The sequence below is a fragment of the Pseudomonas caspiana genome, assembly GCF_040224095.2.
Classification (GTDB): domain Bacteria; phylum Pseudomonadota; class Gammaproteobacteria; order Pseudomonadales; family Pseudomonadaceae; genus Aquipseudomonas; species Aquipseudomonas caspiana.
Window position 1 is genome coordinate 4717486 of sequence record NZ_CP167995.1, and the last position, 22478, is coordinate 4739963.

The window sequence follows — 22478 nt, forward strand, 5'->3', positions numbered from 1 at the left end:
CTCTTCGCTTACACCGTAAAGTTGCAGGGAAACGAAGAAGAGCGCTGTCATTCAGCTCGAGACTTTTATAAGCGCAAGCATTTAAAAAATCCCGGCCCCGGCCGATAAACCTTACGAGCCGCTGATGGACCTGCGGCCTGAGCACGCCAGGGATTGGTAAGCAGCCTGCCGCTGCTCAGGAAGCGCCCTACAGCCCTAGACAATTTTTCCCGCAATCCCGGTCAGCGACTAAGCTTGAGTCAGGTGCGATTAACAGGTTTAACCGGGCCAATCGAAAATGGGCGTTTTACGGCATGCTGATGCGAAACAGACGGTGATTACAGCGGACCGTAGCGACCGCGCTCCCATGCCGAAAGCCCCTCGCCGCAAAAGTTACGTGTGGCGCGTGTTTTGGGTTTTGCTGCTGATGGGGATTGCGGCGCTGGCTGTTGCGATGGTCATCGAGTCACGCAGCTCGCGCTTGCAGGCGCTGGAGTTCAATCGCTTTGCAGCAAACTTGAGCTACTCGATGCATCCGGGCCCGAGTGATTCGATGCTTTACCCTGGTGAAGGCCCCTTCGACAAGCGACTGGGTTACTCATCACTGAACGAGTTTCTGCCGCGCCTGCTCAAGCGCGACTATCTGATCACCGAACAGGTCCGCTTTTCCCCCGATTTGTTGGCCTACGCCAGACGTGGCTTCTTCGTCCCTTATGAAGAGAAGATTCAGGCAGGGCTGTCGATCACTGATTGCCGCGGCGTCGACCTCTATCAATTCCGTTACCCGCAGCAGTTCTACCCAAGCTTTGCTGCCATCCCGCCGTTACTGGTACACAGCCTGCTGTTTATCGAAAACCGGGATTTGCTCGACCCACAACAACCTATGGCCAACCCGGCGGTGGACTGGCCCCGTTTTGCCAAGGCAGCGATTTCTCAAGTCTCGAAGCTGATCGGTTTGCCGGGGCAATCAGCGGGCGGCAGTACGCTGGCTACGCAGTTGGAAAAGTATCGGCACTCCCCCGACGGGCTGACGCTGTCGGGTTCGGAAAAAATTCGGCAAATGATTTCCGCCAGCGTGCGCGCGTATCAGCCGGGCCAGCAAACCCTTGAGGCTCGTCAACGAGTAGTGCGCGATTACCTGAATAGCGTACCGCTGTCGGCAGTACCGGGGCATGGCGAAGTACATGGCATGGCGGAGGGGCTACGGGTCTGGTACGGGGCTGACTTCGTAAAGACCAATCAAGTACTAGCCTCCAACGCCAGCGACCCGCAAAGTCTCGCGGCGCGCGGTCTGGCATTGCGTGAAGTGTTATCGCTGGTTATCGCTCAACGTCGGCCTTCGCACTATCTGGCGAAAGGTCGTACCGAGCTGGCGGAGTTGACGGACAGCCACATTCGTCTGTTGGCACAAAATCAGGTGATCGATAGCGCTCTGGCCAACGCTGCACTCAAGGCCGACCTGAACTATCGCAACTGGGTTGAACAACCGACTATTCAGCCCATCGAGACTAATAAAGGTATCAGCGTTGCCCGCAGTCGGTTATCGGGGCTGCTCAATCGTCCGCTGTACGATCTGGACCGCCTTGATCTTTCGGCCACCAGCACCTTGCAAAGCGAACTGCAAAACAATGTCAGTCAGTACCTGAAAGATCTCGCGGACCCGGCCTTTGCTGCACAAGTCGGGCTGCTGGGCGAGCGCTTGTTGACCCCCGCCAGTACAACCCAGGTGCGTTACAGCTTTACGCTGTTCGAACGGGGCCCGGATGGATCAAGGGTAAGGGTGCAGACGGACAGCACCGATCAGCCTTTCGACATCAACGAAGGCAGCAAGCTGGAACTCGGCTCCACCGCAAAAATGCGGGTAATGACGACCTACCTGGAAATCATTGCCGAACTGCATGACCGGTATGCCGCACAAAGTGTCAGCGCGCTGAACAAGGAGCCGGTAGCGGACCAGGATCGTCTAACGCGCTGGGCGCTGGATTATCTGATCCAGAACAAGGATCGCGACCTGGCGAAAATGCTTTCAGCAGCCCTGGACCGACGCTACTCGGCCAGCCCGGCAGAAAGCTTCTTCACCGGTGGCGGCATGCATCACTTCAACAATTTCCGCAAAGAAGACAACAACCGCTTGCCGACTTTGCGCGAATCATTGCGCGAGTCGATCAACCTGCCGTTCATCCGGCTGATGCGCGACATCGTGCGCTATAGCACCTATCAAGGACCGAACAACAGCGCCGAGTTGCTCAAGGATGATGACGATCCACGCCGTCAGGAATACCTGAGTCGTTTTGCTGATCGTGAAGGTTCGGTGTTCCTGCTGCGTTTCTGGAAGCGCTACAAGGATAAGACCACTCAGGAGCGGCTCGATACGTTTCTGGACGGTATCAATCCGACGGCGATAAGGCTTGCCGCTGTGCACCGTTACCTGCTGCCGGGTGCCAGTCAGGCTAACTTCAACACCTTCATCCGCGCGCACCTGGCCGAAGAGAAGGTGGGGCCGAAGCTGAGCGAGAAGCGTCTGGCTGATTTGTATGAAAGCTACGGCCCGGGCAAATACAACCTGCCGGATCAGGGCTACATCGCCAAGGCTCACCCCCTGGACCTATGGCTGGTGGGTTACTTGCTGCAACACCCGGATGCGCAATTCAAGGATGCCGTTGCCGCCAGCCGTTATGAGCGCCAGGAAGTGTACGGCTGGCTTTTCAAGAGTCGGCACAAGAGCGCTCGTGACAGCCGCATTCGCACCATGATGGAGGTTGAGGCATTCCTCGATATTCATCAGCGCTGGCAGCGTGTCGGTTATCCGTTTGACCATCTGGTGCCGTCACTGGCCACTGCGATCGGCAGCTCCGGCGACCGCCCCGCTGCGCTGGCTGAACTGATTGGCATCATCCAGAACGATGGTATTCGCTTGCCGACCCTGCGCATCGACAGCCTGCATTTTGCTGCCGACACGCCTTACGAAACCCGGTTGGCCAATAACCCGGAGCTGGGCCAGCGTGTCTTGCCTTCGGCAGTTGCCGCAGCAATGCGCGAGGCATTGTCGCAAGTGGTCGACAGCGGCACTGCCAAACGCGTGTCCGGCAGCTTCAAATTGCAGGACGGCTCAATCCTGGCTATGGGTGGCAAAACAGGGACAGGCGATAACCGCATTGAGAGCATCGGTTCTGGCGGACGTATTCTCAGTTCACGCGCGATCAACCGGACGGCCACGTTCGTGTTCTATCTGGGTGACAACCACTACGGCACCCTGACCGCGTTCGTGCCGGGCCGGGCGGCCGAGGGCTTCCGGTTCACCTCGGCGTTGCCCGTGCAAGTGCTCAAGGGCATGGCGCCAATCCTGAATCCGTATCTGGAGCCCGGCGGCCATACGCTCTGTAAGCCGACCACGCCACTGTAAGAACTCACGAGCAACGCGAGGCAGCGATTGCGGTGTGTCGGGCAAACCGCAATCGCTGCCTCGCGTTGCTCGTGAGTTCCTACAACCATTCAATAAATTCTCTCAAGGACGCAAACGAGAACCGTTCATCTTTATTCCTTGCGCAATCCTTAAGATATATCTTAAGGTATATCTAACGTGTACCAGGAGATGAAGACATGCGTGATGACCCTCACGACAATGACCACCGTCCGTCTCATCGCGAGCATGGCGATGGGCGAGATGGTTTTGAAAAACGGCCTGGCCGGGAACGCGGTGGACGCGGGCCTCGCGTATTCGCGCCGGGCGATCTGAAATTGCTGCTGCTGGCGTTGATTGCCGAACAGCCTTGTCATGGCTACGACCTGATCCGCCAGATCGAAGGCATGTTCGACGGCGCCTATAGCCCAAGCCCCGGCGTGATCTACCCGACCCTGACCTTCCTTGAAGAAAGCGAGCTGATCGAAGGCGATGCCCAAGGCGGCAAAAAACACTACGCCGTCACCGACGCCGGTCGAGCCTCATTGGCAGAGCAGAAAGTCGCGCTCGATGGCGTGAAGATGCGCATCGACGTCAGCAAGCGTTCGTTGCGCGGTCATGACCGTCCCGCAGAAATCCATGAAGCCGTGCACAACCTGCGCCATGCCTTGCAACTGCATCACGGTCGCTGGAGCCCGGCAGAAATCATCCGGGTTCGCGACCTGCTCAATAACACCGCCAAAGCCATTGTTGATGGCCCCCACATCCATTCGGAGAAGCCGGTATGAATTCACAGCAATCCATTCATCGCGTCAGCCATGAGATCAAACGCCGCAAACTTGAAGTGCTGCGAGTGGTAGACGTAACACCTAAAATGCGTCGAATCACCCTGCACGGCCCGGATCTGGCCGGTTTCATCAGCCTGGGTACCGATGACCACGTGAAGCTGATTTTCGCCACCACGCCTGAAGAACAGGCCGCGCTGGATAATTTCATTCCGGGCTCGCCGAGCGATGGGCCAAAACCGGTCATGCGTGATTACACCCCGCGCCGCTACGATGCCCACAGTGGCGAACTGGACATCGATTTTGTGCTGCACGGCGAAGGCCCTGCGGCGACCTGGGCAGCGCAGGCTCAACCGGGACAGTTCCTGAATATCGCGGGGCCACGAGGTTCGATGATCGTGCCGGATATCTTCGATAGCTATCTGCTGATCGGCGATGAAACCGCCCTACCCGCGATTGCCCGACGCCTTGAAGCATTGCCTGCCAACCGCAGCGCGCTGGTCGTGGTCGAAGTTGCGGACTCAGGTGAACAGCAGGTTTTCGACAGCCAGGCCCAGGTCGACGTGATCTGGATCGTCCGGGGCGAACAGGATCTGGTGGACGTCACCCGCCGCCTGGAAATGCCAGAAGGCAAGCTGTACGCCTGGATCGCAACCGAATCACTGCTATCGCGCAAACTGCGCCGCGTACTGCTCGGTGAGTTCGGACTGGAAGAAGAGTTTGTGAAGGCTGCAGGGTACTGGCGGCTGGATGGGAGTGATGAGGGCTGATGGACCTGTAGCTCTCATCGAACCAACTACAGCTAGCTGATTTGGAATGCTTTTTTCTGTAGGAGCTGCCGAAGGCTGCGAAGCAATTCTGCTGATAAACCGCGACCGCAGCCTTCGGCAGCTCCTACAAGTCCTGTGTTTGCCGTGAAACGGTGCGGTGCAATGGAAACCCGGCCAGCTCGACAGGCTCAGCGTCTAGCGCTGAATCTGTCCACCCCAAGCAACACCAGCGCAATCACGATAAACCCGATCAGCACTCCACCCGCATTGGTGAACGCCTGCACATAGCCGATGTTGCCAACGTTGATAAACGGATACATGTAATCGCCGATCGAGCTGCCGCGTAGAAGTACGTAAGAAAAGTAGATCACCGGGTAAAGAATCCACAGAAGCACGTGCTCGATCCGCAACATCCCCTTGGGCACGTACAGCCACCAGTACAGCAGGAACACCAACGGCATGACGTCGTGCAGCAACTCGTCAGCCACAAATTGCCAACCTTCCGGGTGCCACAGATGGCGCAGCAATACGTTATAAGCGAGCCCGACCAAAACAATGCTTGCCGCGATACCACTGCACACTACCGGGTGCCGGAAGAATCGATGCGCGGCCGAGGTTCTGGCACTCAGCGCACAGGTCAGGACCACCGCCACCAAGGTGTTGCTCCACACGGTGAAAAAGCTGAAAAACCGCACCAGCCCACCAATCAGGCTCGCGTCATCGGTCCAGCGAGCAATGAAAACAAGGTAAAGCTGAATGGCCAGTCCTGACCACCCGAGGCAGGCGGCAATCATCGTGTAACAGCGCTGTCCTTGCGCACTTTTCAGGTGTTGGAAGTACATCGTTTTTCCTTGAAGCCCAGTCTTCGAACCAGGCGAAATTACCAGCCTTTGCTGCGGTGCAACTTCACGTACAACGCCTCGACCTTTTCCCTGGCCCAAGGCGTCTTGCGCAGAAACGTCAGGCTGGACTTGATGCTTGGATCGCTCTTGAAGCAGCGAATATCAATGCGTTCAGCCAGACCCGACCACTCGTAGTGCTCAACCAATGCGTTGAGAATTTGTTCCAGCGTTACGCCGTGCAAAGGGTTGGAGTGAGGTGTAGTCATGCGAAACCTTCAAGCTGAATGGATAGGGGCACTTCCCGGAAGCTGCGCACCTTAGCCGAGCCTTCAGACAGCGGGAAGAGCTTAGCGTGCGAAGAGTTTGGCTCGGCAGTCAGCTAGCGCCCACTTCAAGTGTAGGACGTGTCCGAAAAGTTCCCTTTTCAGCCGACAAAGAGATGTTATATTGTAACAACAACTTACCATCTCAACGCTTCACCGGGCGCCTCAGAATGCGCTCGTCTGCCAAGGAACTTCGCATGTCTAGTCCCTCCAAATACTTGCTCTGGCGCCTCACGCCAATGGCGGCTGCCATGCTGCTTGCCTCAACTGCGCACGCGGCCAACATCGTGGACCTAGAGCCGCAAGTCATTACCGCCAACCCGTTGGGCAGTGACCAGTTGGCATCTCCGGCAACGGTGCTGGAGGGCGATAATCTGACGCTCCAACAAAAAGGCAGCCTGGGTGAAACACTCAACAAACAGCCGGGGGTTTCGTCTTCCTGGTTTGGGCCCGGCGCCAGTCGACCGATTATTCGTGGGCTGGACGGCGACCGGATTCGCATCCTGCGCAATGGTGTCGGTGCGCTGGACGCCTCGTCGCTGTCCTACGATCACGCCGTCCCGCTGGACCCGGTGAACGTCGAGCGAATTGAAGTCGTGCGGGGGCCGGCGGCACTGTTGTATGGCGGCAGCGCCATCGGCGGCGTAGTGAACACGTTCGACAATCGCATTCCGACTGAGGCCATTGAGGGCATTCACGGTGCCGGTGAACTGCGTTATGGCGGTGCGGACACAACTCGCAGCAGCGCGGGCAAGCTGGAAGCCGGTAATGGTCAGTTCGCTTTGCACATCGACGCCAATGCTCGAGAGTTCAACGACCTGCGCATCCCGGGCTATGCCCGTACCAGCGAGCAACGTGCTGCCGAAGAAGGCAACGACAAGAAACATCGACTGAACAACAGCGACGGCCGTCAGGATGGCGGCGCGGTGGGCGGTTCTTACACATGGGACGATGGCTACGCGGGTGTGTCCTACAGCAACTACGACTCCAATTACGGCTCGCCGGCAGAAGAAGATGTGCGCATTCGCATGGAGCAGGAGCACTACGCTTTTGCCTCGGAAATCCGTAATTTGTCGGGCCCGTTCAGCTCGGTAAAACTGGACGCCGGGTACACCGAATATGAACACCGTGAAATTGAAGGCGGCGAAGTCGGCACTACGTTCAGGAACAAAGGTTACGAAGCCCGCGTCGAAGCGCGTCATCAACCCATCGGCCCACTTGAAGGCGTGATCGGCGCGCAAGTGACCCGTGGCGAGTTCTCTGCGCTGGGCGACGAAGCATTCGTGCCGCAGACCGATACTGACGCGGGCGCGCTGTTCATCCTCGAAGAACTGCAAGCGACCGAGCGCCTCAAGCTGAGTCTGGGCGGTCGCATCGAGCACACCACTGTCGACCCGGACGCCAAAGGTAACGAGCGCTTCGCCAGCACCGACAACTCCAGCAGTTTCACCGCTGGCAGTCTGTCATCCGGCGCGGTCTACACCCTGACGCCCGTCTGGTCGCTGGCCGCAACTCTGGGTTATACCGAGCGCGCACCGACCTTCTACGAGCTCTACGCCAACGGCGCGCACGTTGCCACTGGCACATACGAACGCGGCGATGCAGGGCTGTCCAAAGAAAAAGCCGTGTCCAGCGATCTGGCCTTACGTTTTGACAATGGCACCCACAAGGGCAGCGTTGGCGTGTTCTACAGCCACTTCTCCAATTACATCGGCCTATTGAGCACAGGTCGGACGCTGAATGACGACGGCGAAGAGGACGCAGACGGGATCCCTGAATACAACTACTCAGGCGTTCGTGCGAGGTTCAGCGGCGTTGAAGCACAGGACCACTGGAAGCTGGGAGAAAACCAGTACGGCAGCCTGGCGCTGGAGCTTTCCGGTGACTACACACGTGCGAAAAACCTGGACACAGGAGAAGCCTTGCCGCGTATTGCTCCGTTGCGCTTGAACAGTGGCCTGCTGTGGGAGCTGGACAAGTGGCAAGCGCGGATAGATGTGGAACACGCCAGCTCACAGCGTAGGGTTCCAGATAATGAAACCGGCACGGATGGCTACACAACGCTCGGCGCCAGCGCCGGGTACAAATTCAATCTGGGCGGCAGCCAGTGGCTGGCCTTTGTCAACGGCGAGAACCTGACTAACCAGACAGTGCGCTACGCCAGTTCAATCCTGCGCGACATAGCCCCGGCGCCGGGGCGCAGTGTAGAAGTGGGGTTGCGGACGACGTTCTGATAAATCCGCGCCCTCCTGTTGGAGCGGGGCTTGCTCGCGATAGCGTCAGATCAGACGATGACTTGTCAAAAGAAAATCGAATCGCGAGCAAGCTCACTCCACAGGACATCGTTGCAGTTGGACAACTCGAGCCGTGGACCTCAGGTGCTATCGTCCCGGCGTAGCCTTTGCCGCACTGTTGCAATCCCCGCAATGATCCATGTCAGTTTTGTTGCTGTTTACTAACTCGTTAGCCCCCTATCATTACACCCCGCCAGCTGAACCGATTTTGCAACTGCTTTCGCAGTGCAGAACCGCGGCATAGCGCCGCACGCCTTTCCTGAATAACTCAAAAGAACGATACCTATGTCTGCCGACCCGAGACGTTTTTTGGCTTTTGCCCTGCCCTGCCCTTCACGCCTTAACTTTGCCGCAAGGCTCTGTGGACTTGCCGTCGCAGGTCTGGCCAGTTGCGCACAGGCCGCTCCCGCATTCGACAGTAGCTCGCCATGGATGCTGGGCGACTGGGCCGGCAAGCGTACCGAACTGTCACAACAGGGCTACGACTTCAAATTCGATTACACCGCCGAGATGGGTTCCAACCTGCATGGCGGTTACAGCCACGACAACGCTGTGCGCTACAGCGATCAATACGCCCTCGGCGCCCATCTCGATCTGCAGAAGATCCTCGGCTGGCAGGATGCCGAGTTCCAGTTGACGGTGAATAATCGCAACGGCGACAACATCAGCAACGACCGTGTCAGTGACCCGCGCACGGGAACGCTGTCTTCCTCACAGGAAGTCTGGGGCCGTGGCAGCGTTACGCGACTGACGCAGCTGTGGTATCAGCAAAAATTCCTTGATCAGGCCTTGAGCGTGAAGCTCGGCCGATTCAATCAGGGCGAGGATTTTGGCAGCTTCCCCTGCGACTTCCAGAACCTTTCACTGTGCGGTTCCCAAGTGGGTAACTGGGATGGCGGTACGGTGTACAACTGGCCGATCAGCCAGTGGGCAATGCGCATCAAATACCAGATCACCCCGGAATTTTTCGCCCAGGTCGGCGCATTCGAGCAAAACCCTTCGAATCTGGAAAACGACAACGGCTTCAAACTCAGCGGCAGCGGCACCCAAGGGGCGGTCTTGCCCGTCGAGCTGGTCTGGTCGCCCAAGGTCGATGGTCTGCCGGGTGAATATCGCGCAGGCTATTACTACAGCACCGCCGACAGCCAGGACGTTTACAAGAGCAGCAATGGCCAGTCGGCAGCGCTTACTGACGGTACCTATCGCAGTGCATCGAGCAAACACGGCATGTGGTTGAACCTGCTGCAGCAGGTCACCCGTCGCGACAACGACCCAAGCCGCGGCTTGAGCGTATTCGCCAACGGCACGATGCACGACAAGAAGACCAACATGGTCGACAACTACGTAGCGCTCGGTGCGTTCTACAAAGGCCCGTTTGATGCCCGCCCCAAAGACGACATCGGCCTTGCTGTCTCGCGCATCCACGTCAACCCGGCCTACCGCAAGAACGCCGCCGCCCTTAATCAGGCAGCCGCCGTTTACGACTACAACGATCCGGCTTTCACACCCCTGCAGGACACCGAATACAACGCCGAGCTGTATTACGGCGTGCACCTGACCAACTGGCTGACGGTGCGCCCGAATCTGCAGTTCGTGCGCCATCCCGGTGGGGTCGACAAAGTGGACGATGCGCTGGTGGCCGGCCTAAAAATTCAGTCGTCGTTCTGACCGACGGCTGATTTCTGCTGTCATTAGTTCGTATCAACAACTAGTTTCAAAGTATTGCAGAGAATTCTTCAGCGAATCCTGCGCGAATAACAAAGCTTCATCACTTAAATCTGTCCTTGGAGATTCACACTATGAGCACTGACGGTGCTTTGAGTAAAAATCGCCTGTTACCGACGTTGCTCGGGCTGGTGATACTGCTGATGGGCCTGGTCCTGCTGGGCCTGGGCGTCAAACTGCTGCAACTGGGCGGGTCGTTGTATTACCTGCTGGCCGGCATTGGCTTCGCGGTGACGGGCATTCTGCTCATCACTGGACGCCGTGCGGCTTTCGGCCTGTACGCAGCAATCCTGTTCGCCAGCACCGTCTGGGCATTGTGGGAAGTGGGTCTGGACTGGTGGCAACTGGTGCCGCGTCTGGCACTGTGGTTTGCCTTGGGCATCGTGATGCTGCTGCCATGGTTCCGTCGTCCGGTACTGCGTGGTCAGCCAGGCGGTAAAGGCACCGGCGCACTGACCGTTGCGGTAGTGCTGGCAGGTCTCACTGCATTGGCCAGCCAGTTCACCAACCCTGGTGAACTCAAAGGGCAACTGGACCGCGACACTGCGGGCACGACAAGCGCCGCGCCCGCCATGCCTGACGGCGACTGGCAGTCTTACGGCCGCACCGCTTTCGGTGACCGTTACTCGCCACTGGCGCAAATCACTCCGGATAACGCCAACAAACTGGTACCCGCCTGGACTTATCGCACTGGCGACATTCCAGGCCCGAACGATCCGGGCGAAACCACGGCCGAGAACACGCCGCTCAAAGTCAACGGCATGCTTTACGTCTGTACGCCGCATAGCCAGGTGATTGCTCTTGATCCGGACACCGGCAAGGAAATCTGGCGCTACGATCCGAAGATCAGCACTCAGAATGCGGCCAACTTCAAAGGCTGGGCACACATGACCTGCCGTGGCGTGTCGTACCACGATGACGCTGCCTATGCCGCAGCGCCAGCGCAGAGCCCGGCAACACCGGCCGTCGCTTCCACTGGGAGCAATGTTTGCCCGCGTCGCATCTTCCTGCCGACTGCTGACACCCGCCTGATCGCGCTGAACGCCGACACGGGCAAGGTCTGTGAAGACTTCGGCAACAAAGGCGCCATCGACCTGAGCGCCAACATCGGTACTTTCGCGGCGGGCGGTTACTACTCCACGTCGCCACCGGCAGTGACCAAGGACCTGGTGGTAATTGGCGGTCACGTGACCGACAACGTTTCCACCGACGAGCCTTCCGGCGTGATCCGTGCATTCGACGTCCACACCGGTCGTCTGGTGTGGAACTGGGACAGCGGCAACCCGGACGATACGACTCCGCTTGCTGAAGGCAAGTCCTATACACGTAACTCGCCTAACATGTGGTCGATGTTCGCCGTCGACGAGAAACTCGGCATGCTCTACTTGCCGATGGGTAACCAGACTCCAGATCAGTGGGGCGGTGACCGTACTGACGAGTCGGAGAAATACAGCGCCAGCATCGTCGCCCTGGACATCGCTACCGGCAAAGTCCGCTGGAACATGCAGCTGACTCACCATGACCTGTGGGACATGGACGTGGGCGGTCAGCCGACCCTCATGGACATGAAAACAGCCGACGGCATCAAGCCTGCGGTATTGGTATCGACCAAGCAGGGCAGCATCTACGTGCTGGACCGCAGCAATGGTCAGCCGATCATCCCGATCAATGAGATACCGGTTCCAGGCGGCGCAGTGGCGGGCGACCGTACCTCGCCAACCCAACCCAAGTCCGACCTGAACTTCATGCCGCCGCCGTTGAAAGAACGCGACATGTGGGGCGTAACGCCGTTCGACCAGGCGCTGTGCCGGATCGACTTCAAATCCCTGCGCTACGAAGGCCCGTTCACTCCGCCATCGCTGCAAGGTTCGATCGTTTATCCAGGTAACTTCGGCGTATTCGACTGGGGCGGCATTTCGGTTGACCCGGTGCGTCAGATCGCCTTCGTCAACCCGAGCTACATGGCGTTCCGCTCCAAACTGGTGCCAGCCGCAGAAGTGGAAGGCGGGCCTGGTCGTAAAAGCGAAACCGAAGGCGTACAGCCGAACAAAGGCGCGCCATACGGCGTGATTCTCGAAGCGTTGCTATCGCCAATGGGTCTGCCTTGCCAGGCACCTGCGTGGGGTTATGTGGCTGCCGTGGATCTGACCAATCATCAAACCATCTGGAAACACAAAAACGGCACCGTGCGTGACAGCTCGCCGGTTCCGATCCCGTTGAGCATGGGCGTTCCAAGCCTGGGCGGTACGTTCACCACCGCCGGTGGCGTCGCCTTCCTCAGCGGTACGCTTGATCAATACCTGCGTGCTTACGACGTTCGTAACGGCAAGCAACTGTGGGAAGGTCGTCTGCCAGCAGGCGCGCAAACCACACCGATGACCTACACCGGCAAGGACGGCAAGCAATACGTGCTCGTCGTGGCCGGCGGTCATGGCTCGCTGGGTACCAAGCAAGGCGACTACGTGATGGCGTTCAAACTGCCGGATTGATGTTTTGCTAACGCGATAAAAAGGCGGCCATCGAAAGATGGCCGCCTTTTTTGTGGACGATTTTTTTTACCCTGCCTGAAATTGTTGCCCGGCTTAATTCCCACAGAGGTCGTGGCAGGTTGACCGCGCTATCGCGCTTCGCGAGCAAGCTCGGCTCCTGCACCCTGGCTTGAATGGTGAGTTACTGCCTGTCTCTACCGCGTTTTTCGCCCTGCCCGCAGGATATCGCTCCAGCGCCTGACCAGATAATTGTGCTCATCCATCACCGAATTCCACACCGCAATATGGCCCATGCGCTGTTCATAGGAGCCGCCATCACGTACTTCTCCGGCGTCAATCAGCGGCAGGCCGTCGCTGCCGAGCAGTTGCTCACGGGCAGGCAGGCCCTCGTACCAGTAATCCCATTCCGCCGCACTCAGGTGATCGCGGCTGCGTGCCGGGTTACCGATGTAATAACCCTGGCGTGCCATGACTGCACCCGGCCAGCCGGACAGCCACCAGTTGAGGTACGCGTAGGCAGCATCGAGTACCGGACCTTTGGCATGGCGCGACAGCGACAAACCGCCGAACCAGCCGCGATAGCCTTCACGGGGCACCGCAACGCGGTACTTCACGCCAGCTCGATGCAGCCGCACCAGGGTGGGCGACCAGAGGCTTTGGATATCGATGGTCGGGCTGAGCATCAACTCTGCGGCCTCTTCATCATCGGACCAGAACGCGCCGAAATGCCCTTCCTGCTGTTTGCGCACCAAGACATCGGCAAGTACGTCGATTTCCTCGATGCTCATGTTGCCGATGTCTTTGAACTGCGCCAGGCCTGCGCCCTGCAACGCCAGTGCTGCATCCAGCGCACCAATGGCCGCATCGCTTTGCAGGGCGATACGTCCCCCCCAGGCTGGATCAAGTAGCCAGCCCCAGCTCTCATGATCACTGTCCAGACCGACGGGCACGCGCTCCGGGCGATAGGCAAAGCTATCGGCATTGTGTGTTAGCGGCAGCATACTGATGCGCTCGCTGACCGTACTTCCCAGCGTGCCATCATGCTGCACGAACAGACGCTCGCTGGGGACGCTGCCACTGCCAAGCCGGTCCGAGGGCCGCAAGCGGCCGCGCTTGGGCAAGTCATTGATCTCATGCCAGAGAGCGATGCGCCGGGTATCGATGGGCTGGATGGCACGCGCTGGCCACACAAAGTCGACGTTGTGGAACCACTGATCGTAAAGGTCATAACTGTCGGGCTGCATCACCGCAATGCGTTGCGCGGTCTGCACGTCGTGCACCTGATACTCCAGGCAGATACCCAGTTCCTGCTCGGCACGCTCGCGGATTGATTCAAGCAACGTGACCGATGTACCCAGGACGCGAAGCGTGATGGTCATGCTGCGGTCTCGCTGATGGCCGGAGCGAAGCAGCGGGCAAAGACATCAAACGAACGGCGCAACAGCTCAGGGTCGAGGCCGCGCAGGATAAACACCAGCCGCGAGCTGTGATCGTCCCCTGGCCAGGCCGACAGGTGCACGGGTGCATGCAGGCAATGCTGCACACCATGAATCACGATAGGGGCCTGGCTGGCATTCACGTTGAGCAGTCCTTTGACTCGAAGGATTCGTTCACCGTGGCATCGTAACATCATCGACAGCCATACCCCGAAACCGACCCAATCCAGTGGCTGCTCGAACCTCAAGCAGCACACTTGCGCATCACCATGCTTTGACGCGGTGGATTGCACGCGATGCAACTTCCAGCGTGCCACCTCCTGGGCTGGCTCTGCATCGAGCAATCCTTCGCCCAGCAATAACTGATCGCCGCTGTGAACCTGCGCGGTATCCATCATGAGCGCAGAGAAGTTCAGTGCCTGCAGATGTGCTCGCAACTCAGTCAGCGAAGGCTCATCCACCAGATCAGTCTTGCTCAGCAACAAACGATCCGCCGCCGCCACTTGCGCCAGCCACTCCGGGTGCAAACGCTCCTGCAGGGTGGCGTGACAGGCATCTACCAGGGTCACAATCAGCCCCACATGAAAACGCCCGCGCAGTTGCGGATCGTTGCTCAGGGTCGCGAGGATCGGCGCCGGGTTCGCCAGGCCAGTGGTTTCCAGAATCACGCGGCGAAACGGCGGGATCTCGCCCTTGGCGCGCCGGGCAAGCAGGCCCATCAACGCGTCCTTCAGTTCGCCGCGAATGGAGCAACAGACACAGCCACTGGGCAGCAATACGGTGTCGGGCGCGACTTCCTCAACCAGCAGATGATCGATACCCACGTCGCCGAATTCATTGATCAGCAACGCTGTATCACCGAGGTTTTCGTCCTGCAACAGTCGCTTGAGCAAGGTGGTCTTGCCGCTGCCGAGGAAGCCGGTAATAACGTTCAACGCGATGCTCATGATGACCTCTGCAAATGATCCAGCACGAGGGGGTCAAGCGGGTCCAGCTGTCGACCGATCAGCAGTTCGGCTTTCTCCAATAGCTGATCGAGGCCTGACGCCAGCTCCTGCTTGCCGGTGGCACCAAGCAACAGGTAGGACGAGCCCTGAAAGTCTTCAACCTTGAGGCGAAACGGCGCCACCACTCTGTTGATCGCCGCGATACGCCGCAGGCGTTCACGCCGCCGGGGCAATTCACCGCCCAGCGGGTCGCTCCAGTGCACGTCTTCGCCCAGCAGGCCGCACAATCCACACATCAGGTGATCCTCATTCGCTCACTAGGGCATCACATCGCCAGAATTCGGCCCGAGCGTCTGGCCGACAAACAGATTGCCGCCTGGCTCACTGGCCAGAAGCACCGCTACTGGCGCGACTTCTTCGGCCAGACCGAAACGTCCCAGGGGCAACTCGGCAGCCTTGGCGATTTTCCAGGCGCTGCTGATCCCCGACACCAATGGCGTTTCAATCGGGCCAGGCGCGATGGCGTTGACCAGCACGTTGTCCTTGGCCACTTCCAGCGCCAGCGACTTGGTAAAGCCGATCACCCCGGCTTTGGCCGCAGCGTAGTGAGTGAGCTCGGCGCCGCCCTTGATACCCAGTTGCGAAGCAACGTTGATGATGCGCCCCCACCCTTGGGCCAGCATGTGCGGCAGTGCCCGCTGACTCGCCACGAAGACACTGGTCAGGTCTACACGCAACATGTCGTTCCACATCTCGATGCTCAAATCGACACAGCGCGCCTGGGTGAGCATGCCTGCGTTATTGACCAGAATGTCGATGCCACCGAAGTGCTCGACGCAGGCGTCGATACTGGCCCGCGCGCCTTCGACACTGCCGACGTCGGCGACGCACTCGTGCACCTGCGCGCCCAATTGACGGCACTCCTGAGCGACTTTCGTCAGGCTCATCGGATCGCGATCGCCCAACAGCAATTGTGCCCCTTCGACTGCATAGGCGCGGGCGATGGCAGCACCAATTCCGCTGCCTGCGCCCGTAATGACGGCGCGTTTGTTGATCAGTTGTTGCATACGCGGATTTCCTGTTCAGTGCTGTAGGAGGGCCCGGAGTGGCGCTCCTACAGAAAAGCATTTCCAGTTCAGATCGTTTTTCGTGTTTGATTCCGCGATTCGGACTGGCGAATTACTCAGGCCAACGCACCGTCAGCCCTCCGTCGATCACGATGCTTTGTCCGGTCAGGTAACTGGCCTCGTCGCTGCACAGGAAACGCACCAGTGAGGCGACTTCATCGGCCCGCCCCACACGGCCAAGCGGGATCGCTTTGGCTGCCTGAGCGAGGCCTTCCGGGCCCAGGGAATTTTTGCTGTCCAGGGATTGCGGCGTCTCGATCAAGCCGGGAATCACCGCATTGCAGCGAATACCCCGGCCAGCCAACTCTACCGCCAATGAACGGCACAGCCCGGGCACGCCGGCCTTGGCGGCGGCGTAGTGAGCATGGTCCTGCCAGCCGTAAACCCCGCCGGCAATAGAGGAAATTGCCACCAGCGCGCCGCCCTCGCTCATGTGCCTGACTGCGGCGCGGAAGGTACGCATCACGCCGGTCAGATCCACATCGAGCATCTCGTTCCAGAGCTCGTCTGTCATTTCCAACAGAGGCGCACGGCGCAGCAGGCCAGCGTTGGCCACGGCGTAATCGATTCGGCCGAAGGCCTTGAACGCCTGATCGGCCAGCGCATCCACCGACTGCGTGCGGGTGACGTCCAGCGCCACCATCAGGCACTCACCACCCACTGCTTCCACCAGGCGAACCGTTTCCTGAGGATCATGAGGATCAGCTGGATAAAAACCGCCCATCACTGCCACGCCCTTTTGCGCGAACGCGACGGCCAGCGCTTGCCCGATGCCGCTGGCGGCACCGGTGATCACTGCAACTTTACGAGTCATCTGCAATTCCTTATTTCACGGTTTCCGGACGGACATGTCGGGCGGCAAACATCAGCGCACCGGAGAGGAAGCAAGGCAGCGCGCCGAAGTACAAGGCGGAGGTCTGCCAGTCGCCACCAGCGCTCAGGACAGAAGTAGCGCCGAAACCGGCAATCACCGCGCCGATAGGCCCCATGGCGTGGATGATTGCGCCGCCAGTAGCGCGGATGCTGGTGGGGAAGCTTTCGCTGATGAAGAACAACGCCGCCGAGTAAGGGCCGATCAGGAAAAACAGACCCAGGCTGTAAAGGCCGATCACCGTAGGCATGTTGCTCGGGCCGTAGAGCATCGCGGCGAAGGACAGCCCGCCGAGCATCCAGCCCAGACCGATGACGTTGCGACGACCAATCTTGTCGCCCATCCAGCCATGGCTCAGGTAACCGCAGTAACCCACCAGGTTAGACAACACCAGAATGATCAGCGAGTTCTCGAAGGACACGTGATGCACACTGACGATCACTGACGTACCGAGCACGCTGAACACTTGAATCGCTGCCCAGTTGAGCAGAATGGCCGCACCAATCACCAGAGTTGCACGGCGCGATGTGCCACGAAACGCCGCGGCGAGACCCGCAGTGCGATGCTCTTCGTAATCCACGCCATAAGTCAGCGCCACGGCTTGAGCCTGGCTCACATCACCGGCTTTACGCAGTTGGGTAATACGCTGATGGATCTGGAACTGCGGACTCTCCTTGAGTTTGCGCGCCAGAATCGCAATGACGATGGCCGGGATCGCCGCAAAAACGAAGCAGCCCTGCCAGCCGATGATTGGCAACAGCACCGCAGTCAATCCCGCAGCAATCAATGCGCCGACTGGCCAGCCACCTTGCACCAGGCTGTAAATAAAGCCGCGACGTTTAGCCAGACGCGGGTCATCGGAGGCCGCGTAGATTTCACTCAGGTAAGTCGCGTTGACCGTTTCTTCGGCATACCCCAGGCCACCCAGCGAACGGATCAGAATCAACGGCGATTTCCCCCACGAACCACCAATCGCCGTCAGCGCCGAACAGATCGCCGAACCGCTGACGGTGAAGATAATGCCCATGCGTCGACCCAGCCGATCTACCAACGGCCCGATGGCCAGGGCGACCACTGCGGTTCCCACTGCCACCCAAGTGGCAATCTCGGCTTGCTCGACTTCGCTCCAGGCAAAATGCCGACCGATTTCCGGCAACAACGTGCCAAACAGAATGAAGTCGTACACCGCAAAAACCCACGCGAAGAATGCGATCCAGGTAGCGAATCGCACTTCGTCTGGAGTCAATTGCTGGGGTTTCCAGCCAGTCAGGTCAAGCTTGTTGTAAATAGACATGAGTGACGCCTCGGACAGGCCAATGAATCAGCGGTTACGTGGGTTACGGCGGACAAAGTCGTCGGCAATTTCGTCGAAGGTGACGAACTTGACGCCCTCATGGCTCTGAATGTGTTCGATCAAACGCTCCAGCATCAACAGCACCTGCGGGCGACCGGAGACGTCCGGGTGGATAGTCATGGTGAACACCGCGTGCTCGTGTTCGCGATAGACCCAGTCGAACTGGTCGCGCCACATTTCTTCCAGATGGCGGGGGTTGACGAAGCCATGGCTGTTGGGAGCTTTCTTGATGAACATCATGGGCGGCAGGTCATCGAGGTACCAGTTGGCCGGAATCTCCACCAGATCGGTTTCTTCACCGCGCACCAAGGGTTTCATCCAGGTGTCGGGATGCTGGCTGTAATCAATACTGGTCCACTTGTCGCCAACCCGGACGTAGTACGGATGGAAATCGTTGTGCATCAGGCTGTGGTCGTACTTGATGCCTTTTTTGAGCAGCAATTCGTTGGTGACGTTGCTGAATTCCCACCAGGGTGCGACGTAACCGGTCGGACGTTTGCCAGTCATTTGCGTGATCAGCTCGATGGACTTGTCGAGGACGATCTCTTCCTGCTCCGGCGTCATGGCAATCGGGTTTTCGTGGCTGTAACCGTGCACACCGACTTCATGACCGGCATCGACCACAGCCTTCATTTGCTCGGGGAAGGTTTCCATGGAATGGCCGGGAATGAACCAGGTGGTGCGCAAGCCGTAACGCTCGAACAGTTTAAGCAGACGCGGCGCACCCACTTCACCCGCGAACAGGCCACGGGAGATGTCATCCGGAGAATCCTCACCGCCGTAGGAACCCAACCAGCCCGCTACCGCATCAACATCGACGCCAAATGCACACAAGATCTCTTTAGCCATTTTGCTACTCCTGCTTGTTGATCAGACCAGCGCTAACGCATTCAGCGCTGGTTGCCGGGGTTTCAGTGATTGCTGTTCGAAATCACTCAGGTCTTGTCCATTGCCTCTTCGACGGCCAGCGCGGCGCGCAACAGACGCGCGTCTTCCCCCGCGGGCACGCTGAGCAACAGCCCAGTTGGCAAACCACGTTCGTCATGGCCGCTGGGCAAGGAAATGCCCGGCATGTTCAGCAGGCTGCCGGGCATGGTCAGGCGCAAGGTGGCCAGATTGGTCTGGAAAAACAGCTCGTCGTCCGCCAGCAAAGGCGCCAGCGGCGGGGCCACATGGGCCACGCTCGGGGTCAGCAGAAAGGCGCCGTCGAGCTCCAGGCTGATTTGCTCCTGTAATTGCTCACGGCGGCTATAAAGTTTGAGTAGCTGGCTGGCGGGCATGTGCCGGGCCGTCTCAAGGCGTATGCGCACCCGGGGATCGAGCTGGCTGGCCGCATCGCTGTCGAGCAGGTTCTGGTGCAACGCGAACGCCTCCGCAGCGCCCAGCCAGCCGTGCTGTTGAATCAGCTGCAAGGTGGCCTGGAAGGCGGCGCACGGCCGCATCTCGACCAGCGCACCGGCTTCATGCAACCGCGCAACCGCTTGCATAAGGTTATTGCGCACAGCAGGCTCGACACGTTCGTCCTGCAAAACCACCTCATCGACCCAGAAGCGCTGCCCGACCAAGCTGCGCGGTATCTGCGAAGTCGGCTTGTTACGGGCACGCAGCACATCATCAATAACGATGACGTCACGTACGCTGCGGGTCAGCGGACCGACGCTGTCCAGGGTATGGGCCAAGGGAAAGACACCCTCCCGACTGTAACGTCGAGTGGTGCTGCGAAACCCTACCAGGCCATTGAAAGCGGCCGGAATGCGGATTGAGCCCGCGGTGTCGGTCCCCATGGCGATAGGCACAATGCCCGCAGCGACGGCGACCGCCGAACCGGAAGACGATCCACCGGGAATGCGAGGTTGATCATCGCTGCACGGATTGATCGGCGTGCCGAAATGCGGGTTGAGGCCCAACCCCGAGTAAGCAAACTCACTGAGGTTGGTTTTCCCCAAACTGACCATGCCCGCCCGCGCCAGGAGGCCAGTGGTGGGTGCATCCAGCAGCGCAGCCCCAAGGTTGTTACGCACAGCGGCACCGGCGGTGGTGACGGTACCAGCGACATCAAACAAGTCTTTCCAGGCAACGGGTATTCCATCGAATGGGCTTAGAGGCTGCCCCGCCTGCCAACGAGCCGCAGAGGCCTTGGCCTCACGACGAGCACGTTCGACGCTCAGGGAGATAAATACGTGATCAGTGCGCTGGGCCTGTTGCAAGGCCAGTTCGAGTGCCTGCACCGGATCATTGCGACCCGATGCAAATTCCTCAGCCATTGCACTGGCATCCGTCGACCTGCCTTGGCTAGTGCTTTTGATCATCAGCATTCAGCCTCGATAAAAATGTACTAATTAATAAAATGTACATTTAATAAAGGCAGAATCCATGCCAAAGCTGAATCAGCTTTTCAGCGTTGGTAGGATCAGAACGTCCCAGAACATCGCAAACGACTACGCCAGAGCGCTTTCAATGCTGTGGATGACTGAATATTTGAGTGAGCATTTTTGCAAAACGTATCTTCATCGCAAAAAATGTACTTTTTATAAAAGATACGTTTAGGTGCATATTAGTAACAGTGAGCCCCATGAATGTGCATCGCACGTAGCCCGAGGTGACAAACGGACTTATGTGCGAGAATCCGCCGTCGATCATTTAGAGAAACTCAGGAAACCGATGTCAGGAGACGATTCGCGCACGGCTTCACGCTATGCCACGATCCGGCAGGTGTTACGCGACGCCATTGTCAGCGGAGCGGCGAGCACCGGCCTGGTGCTGCTTGAAGCACCGCTTGCCGACCTTTTCGGCACCAGCCGAGTGCCGGTGCGCAAGGCGCTCAACCTGCTGCATGACGAGGGGCTGATCTGCCGATTTGATGGCCGCGGGTATCTGGTCAATCCGGAAGGCACGGAGGTTGAGCCACTGCGCCTGACCCTCAGTCATAAACAGTTTGGCCTGGATAGCAGTGAAGAGCTGGTCGATACCCGCCCGTTGGGCGAGCGCATTTACGATGAAATCAGCGCGGCGATTTCAAGCTGCATGGCCTTCGGACACTACCGGCTGGACGAAAAAAGCGCCGCGCAGTACTACGGCGTCAGCCGCGCCGTGGTGCGTGAAGCGCTGATGCGTTTGCGTGATCGCGGGCTGGTGGAAAAAGAACCCTACTCGCAATGGCTGGCCGGCCCGCTGACGGCGCGCGAAGTGACTGAAGACTACGAGCTGCGTGCCTGCCTGGAGCCCGAGGCCTTGCGCCAGACAGCCCCGGGCCTGAGTCGCGAAACGCTGGAAGCGATGCTTGAGCGGGTCGTCCAGGCGCAAAACGCCGAACACTGCAGCCTTGAAGATATCGAGCGCATAGAGGAGGACCTGCACCAGCATTGCCTGGCCGACCTGCAAAATCGCAAGATCGCCACGCTGATTCGCCAGGGGCAAAGTCCGATGATTATCAGCCGGATCTTCTACCGGCTCCTGGGCATCGGTGCCGACGAAGCGATGCTGGCCGAGCATCGCCTGATTATCGAACTGCTGCTGCATGGCGCGTTCGACGCCGCAGCACTTAACCTCAAGGAACATCTGCAACGCGCGCGACAGCGCATGCTGCAACGCCTTAAAGTGCTGTCGGTATTGCCGGAACAGGAAGTGCCCGGGTATTTGACGCGGTTGAGTTGAGATCCGGCTTCAGCCGGGAGAGCCATTCTGCCTGGCTGGCGCCTTCCCGGCTAAAGCCATCACTACTTCTCGATCACTTCCCCGCGCATCGGTGCCAGCCGGGCAATCAAACGATTCTGGTCTGGCACCGAAATACCTTCGGCGTCCATGGCATCGATCAGGTCCTCAACCAGCGCATTGAAATCACTGCGCGTCAGGTTCTGACCCTTATGGGCTTCAGCCATGGTGTCGCCCGTGTATTTGCACGGTCCACCAGCCTCGACACACAGCTGCTCAACCAGCTTGTCGCGCAGGCGCACGATATCGATTTTTTTGAAGCGCTCGCCGATGCGCTCGTCTTTTACCGCAATGATGAGCATGCCTTCGACAATGCGCTGAATCCCGGCGCGCTGTCCAAGCGCCTGATAAAGGCTGTCATCCTTGGGCGGTTGCTGAGCGCAGCCAGCTAACAACACAATCAAAAAAAAGCTGAGCAAGCGCAT

At 58.8% G+C, this 22478-nt stretch carries 18 protein-coding genes; 7 read left to right on the forward strand and 11 right to left on the reverse strand.

All coding sequences use genetic code 11. The features are described 5' to 3' along the window. The first annotated feature begins 277 nt into the window (after positions 1 to 277). The 3 genes from ABRP31_RS21385 to ABRP31_RS21395 all read left to right on the forward strand — a co-directional run bounded on the left by ABRP31_RS21385 (position 278) and on the right by ABRP31_RS21395 (position 4934). The gene (locus tag ABRP31_RS21385; RefSeq protein ID WP_349969840.1) at positions 278 to 3382 is read left to right on the forward strand and encodes a transglycosylase domain-containing protein; all 3105 of its coding nucleotides are present in this window, start codon (positions 278 to 280) and stop codon (positions 3380 to 3382) included. Between the two features lie 197 nt (positions 3383 to 3579). Next, positions 3580 to 4167 carry a PadR family transcriptional regulator gene (locus ABRP31_RS21390; RefSeq protein WP_087264661.1) on the forward strand — a complete coding sequence of 196 codons (588 nt, stop codon included), beginning with the start codon at positions 3580 to 3582 and terminating at the stop codon, positions 4165 to 4167. After that, the gene (locus ABRP31_RS21395) at positions 4164 to 4934 is read left to right on the forward strand and encodes a siderophore-interacting protein (protein ID WP_349969839.1); all 771 of its coding nucleotides are present in this window, start codon (positions 4164 to 4166) and stop codon (positions 4932 to 4934) included. The genes ABRP31_RS21390 and ABRP31_RS21395 overlap by 4 nt, the downstream gene beginning before the upstream one ends. A 188-nt stretch (positions 4935 to 5122) precedes the next feature. Here ABRP31_RS21395 and ABRP31_RS21400 read toward each other — a convergent pair whose 3' ends face one another. Next, positions 5123 to 5776: a Pr6Pr family membrane protein gene (locus tag ABRP31_RS21400; protein ID WP_349969837.1), complete on the reverse strand. Its 654-nt coding sequence runs from the start codon at positions 5774 to 5776 to the stop codon at positions 5123 to 5125. 38 nt (positions 5777 to 5814) lie between these two features. Next, entirely contained in the window at positions 5815 to 6042 is a 228-nt protein-coding gene (locus ABRP31_RS21405; protein ID WP_087264664.1) for a VF530 family DNA-binding protein, read from the reverse strand. Between the two features lie 254 nt (positions 6043 to 6296). Between ABRP31_RS21405 and ABRP31_RS21410 the strand changes: the two genes are divergently transcribed. The 3 genes from ABRP31_RS21410 to ABRP31_RS21420 all read left to right on the forward strand — a co-directional run bounded on the left by ABRP31_RS21410 (position 6297) and on the right by ABRP31_RS21420 (position 12607). Next, positions 6297 to 8333 (forward strand): TonB-dependent receptor, encoded by a 2037-nt coding sequence (locus tag ABRP31_RS21410; RefSeq protein WP_349969836.1) that lies wholly within the window; start codon positions 6297 to 6299, stop codon positions 8331 to 8333. Between the two features lie 345 nt (positions 8334 to 8678). Continuing rightward, positions 8679 to 10061: a carbohydrate porin gene (locus ABRP31_RS21415; RefSeq protein WP_349969834.1), complete on the forward strand. Its 1383-nt coding sequence runs from the start codon at positions 8679 to 8681 to the stop codon at positions 10059 to 10061. A gap of 131 nt (positions 10062 to 10192) precedes the next feature. Then, positions 10193 to 12607 (forward strand): glucose/quinate/shikimate family membrane-bound PQQ-dependent dehydrogenase, encoded by a 2415-nt coding sequence (locus ABRP31_RS21420; RefSeq protein ID WP_349969833.1) that lies wholly within the window; start codon positions 10193 to 10195, stop codon positions 12605 to 12607. A 194-nt stretch (positions 12608 to 12801) separates the two neighbouring features. Here ABRP31_RS21420 and ABRP31_RS21425 read toward each other — a convergent pair whose 3' ends face one another. The 8 genes from ABRP31_RS21425 to ABRP31_RS21460 all read right to left on the reverse strand — a co-directional run bounded on the left by ABRP31_RS21425 (position 12802) and on the right by ABRP31_RS21460 (position 20651). Next, positions 12802 to 13986 (reverse strand): PotD/PotF family extracellular solute-binding protein, encoded by a 1185-nt coding sequence (locus ABRP31_RS21425; protein WP_087264668.1) that lies wholly within the window; start codon positions 13984 to 13986, stop codon positions 12802 to 12804. Beyond that, on the reverse strand, positions 13983 to 14990 hold the full coding sequence (locus tag ABRP31_RS21430; RefSeq protein ID WP_349969832.1) for a GTP-binding protein: 1008 nt from the start codon (positions 14988 to 14990) through the stop codon (positions 13983 to 13985). The genes ABRP31_RS21425 and ABRP31_RS21430 overlap by 4 nt, the downstream gene beginning before the upstream one ends. Further along, positions 14987 to 15286, reverse strand: coding sequence for a hypothetical protein (locus tag ABRP31_RS21435; RefSeq protein WP_087264670.1), 300 nt, complete (start codon positions 15284 to 15286; stop codon positions 14987 to 14989). The genes ABRP31_RS21430 and ABRP31_RS21435 overlap by 4 nt, the downstream gene beginning before the upstream one ends. Positions 15287 to 15307: 21 nt before the next feature. Beyond that, on the reverse strand, positions 15308 to 16057 hold the full coding sequence (locus tag ABRP31_RS21440) for an SDR family NAD(P)-dependent oxidoreductase (protein ID WP_349969830.1): 750 nt from the start codon (positions 16055 to 16057) through the stop codon (positions 15308 to 15310). Between the two features lie 112 nt (positions 16058 to 16169). After that, a complete protein-coding gene (locus ABRP31_RS21445) occupies positions 16170 to 16931 on the reverse strand; it encodes an SDR family NAD(P)-dependent oxidoreductase (RefSeq protein WP_349969828.1) in 762 nt (253 codons plus the stop codon). Between the two features lie 10 nt (positions 16932 to 16941). Continuing rightward, a complete protein-coding gene (locus ABRP31_RS21450) occupies positions 16942 to 18282 on the reverse strand; it encodes an MFS transporter (RefSeq protein WP_087264673.1) in 1341 nt (446 codons plus the stop codon). Positions 18283 to 18309: 27 nt separating this feature from the next. Next, entirely contained in the window at positions 18310 to 19191 is an 882-nt protein-coding gene (locus ABRP31_RS21455) for a polysaccharide deacetylase (RefSeq protein ID WP_349969827.1), read from the reverse strand. Between the two features lie 86 nt (positions 19192 to 19277). Further along, the gene (locus ABRP31_RS21460) at positions 19278 to 20651 is read right to left on the reverse strand and encodes an amidase (RefSeq protein ID WP_349969875.1); all 1374 of its coding nucleotides are present in this window, start codon (positions 20649 to 20651) and stop codon (positions 19278 to 19280) included. Positions 20652 to 21003: 352 nt separating this feature from the next. On the opposite strand from ABRP31_RS21460, the gene ABRP31_RS21465 reads away from it, so the two are divergent. Further along, positions 21004 to 21996 (forward strand): GntR family transcriptional regulator, encoded by a 993-nt coding sequence (locus tag ABRP31_RS21465; RefSeq protein ID WP_349969825.1) that lies wholly within the window; start codon positions 21004 to 21006, stop codon positions 21994 to 21996. A gap of 62 nt (positions 21997 to 22058) precedes the next feature. On the opposite strand, the gene ABRP31_RS21470 is transcribed toward ABRP31_RS21465, so the two are convergent. Then, entirely contained in the window at positions 22059 to 22478 is a 420-nt protein-coding gene (locus tag ABRP31_RS21470) for a group 1 truncated hemoglobin (RefSeq protein WP_372488972.1), read from the reverse strand.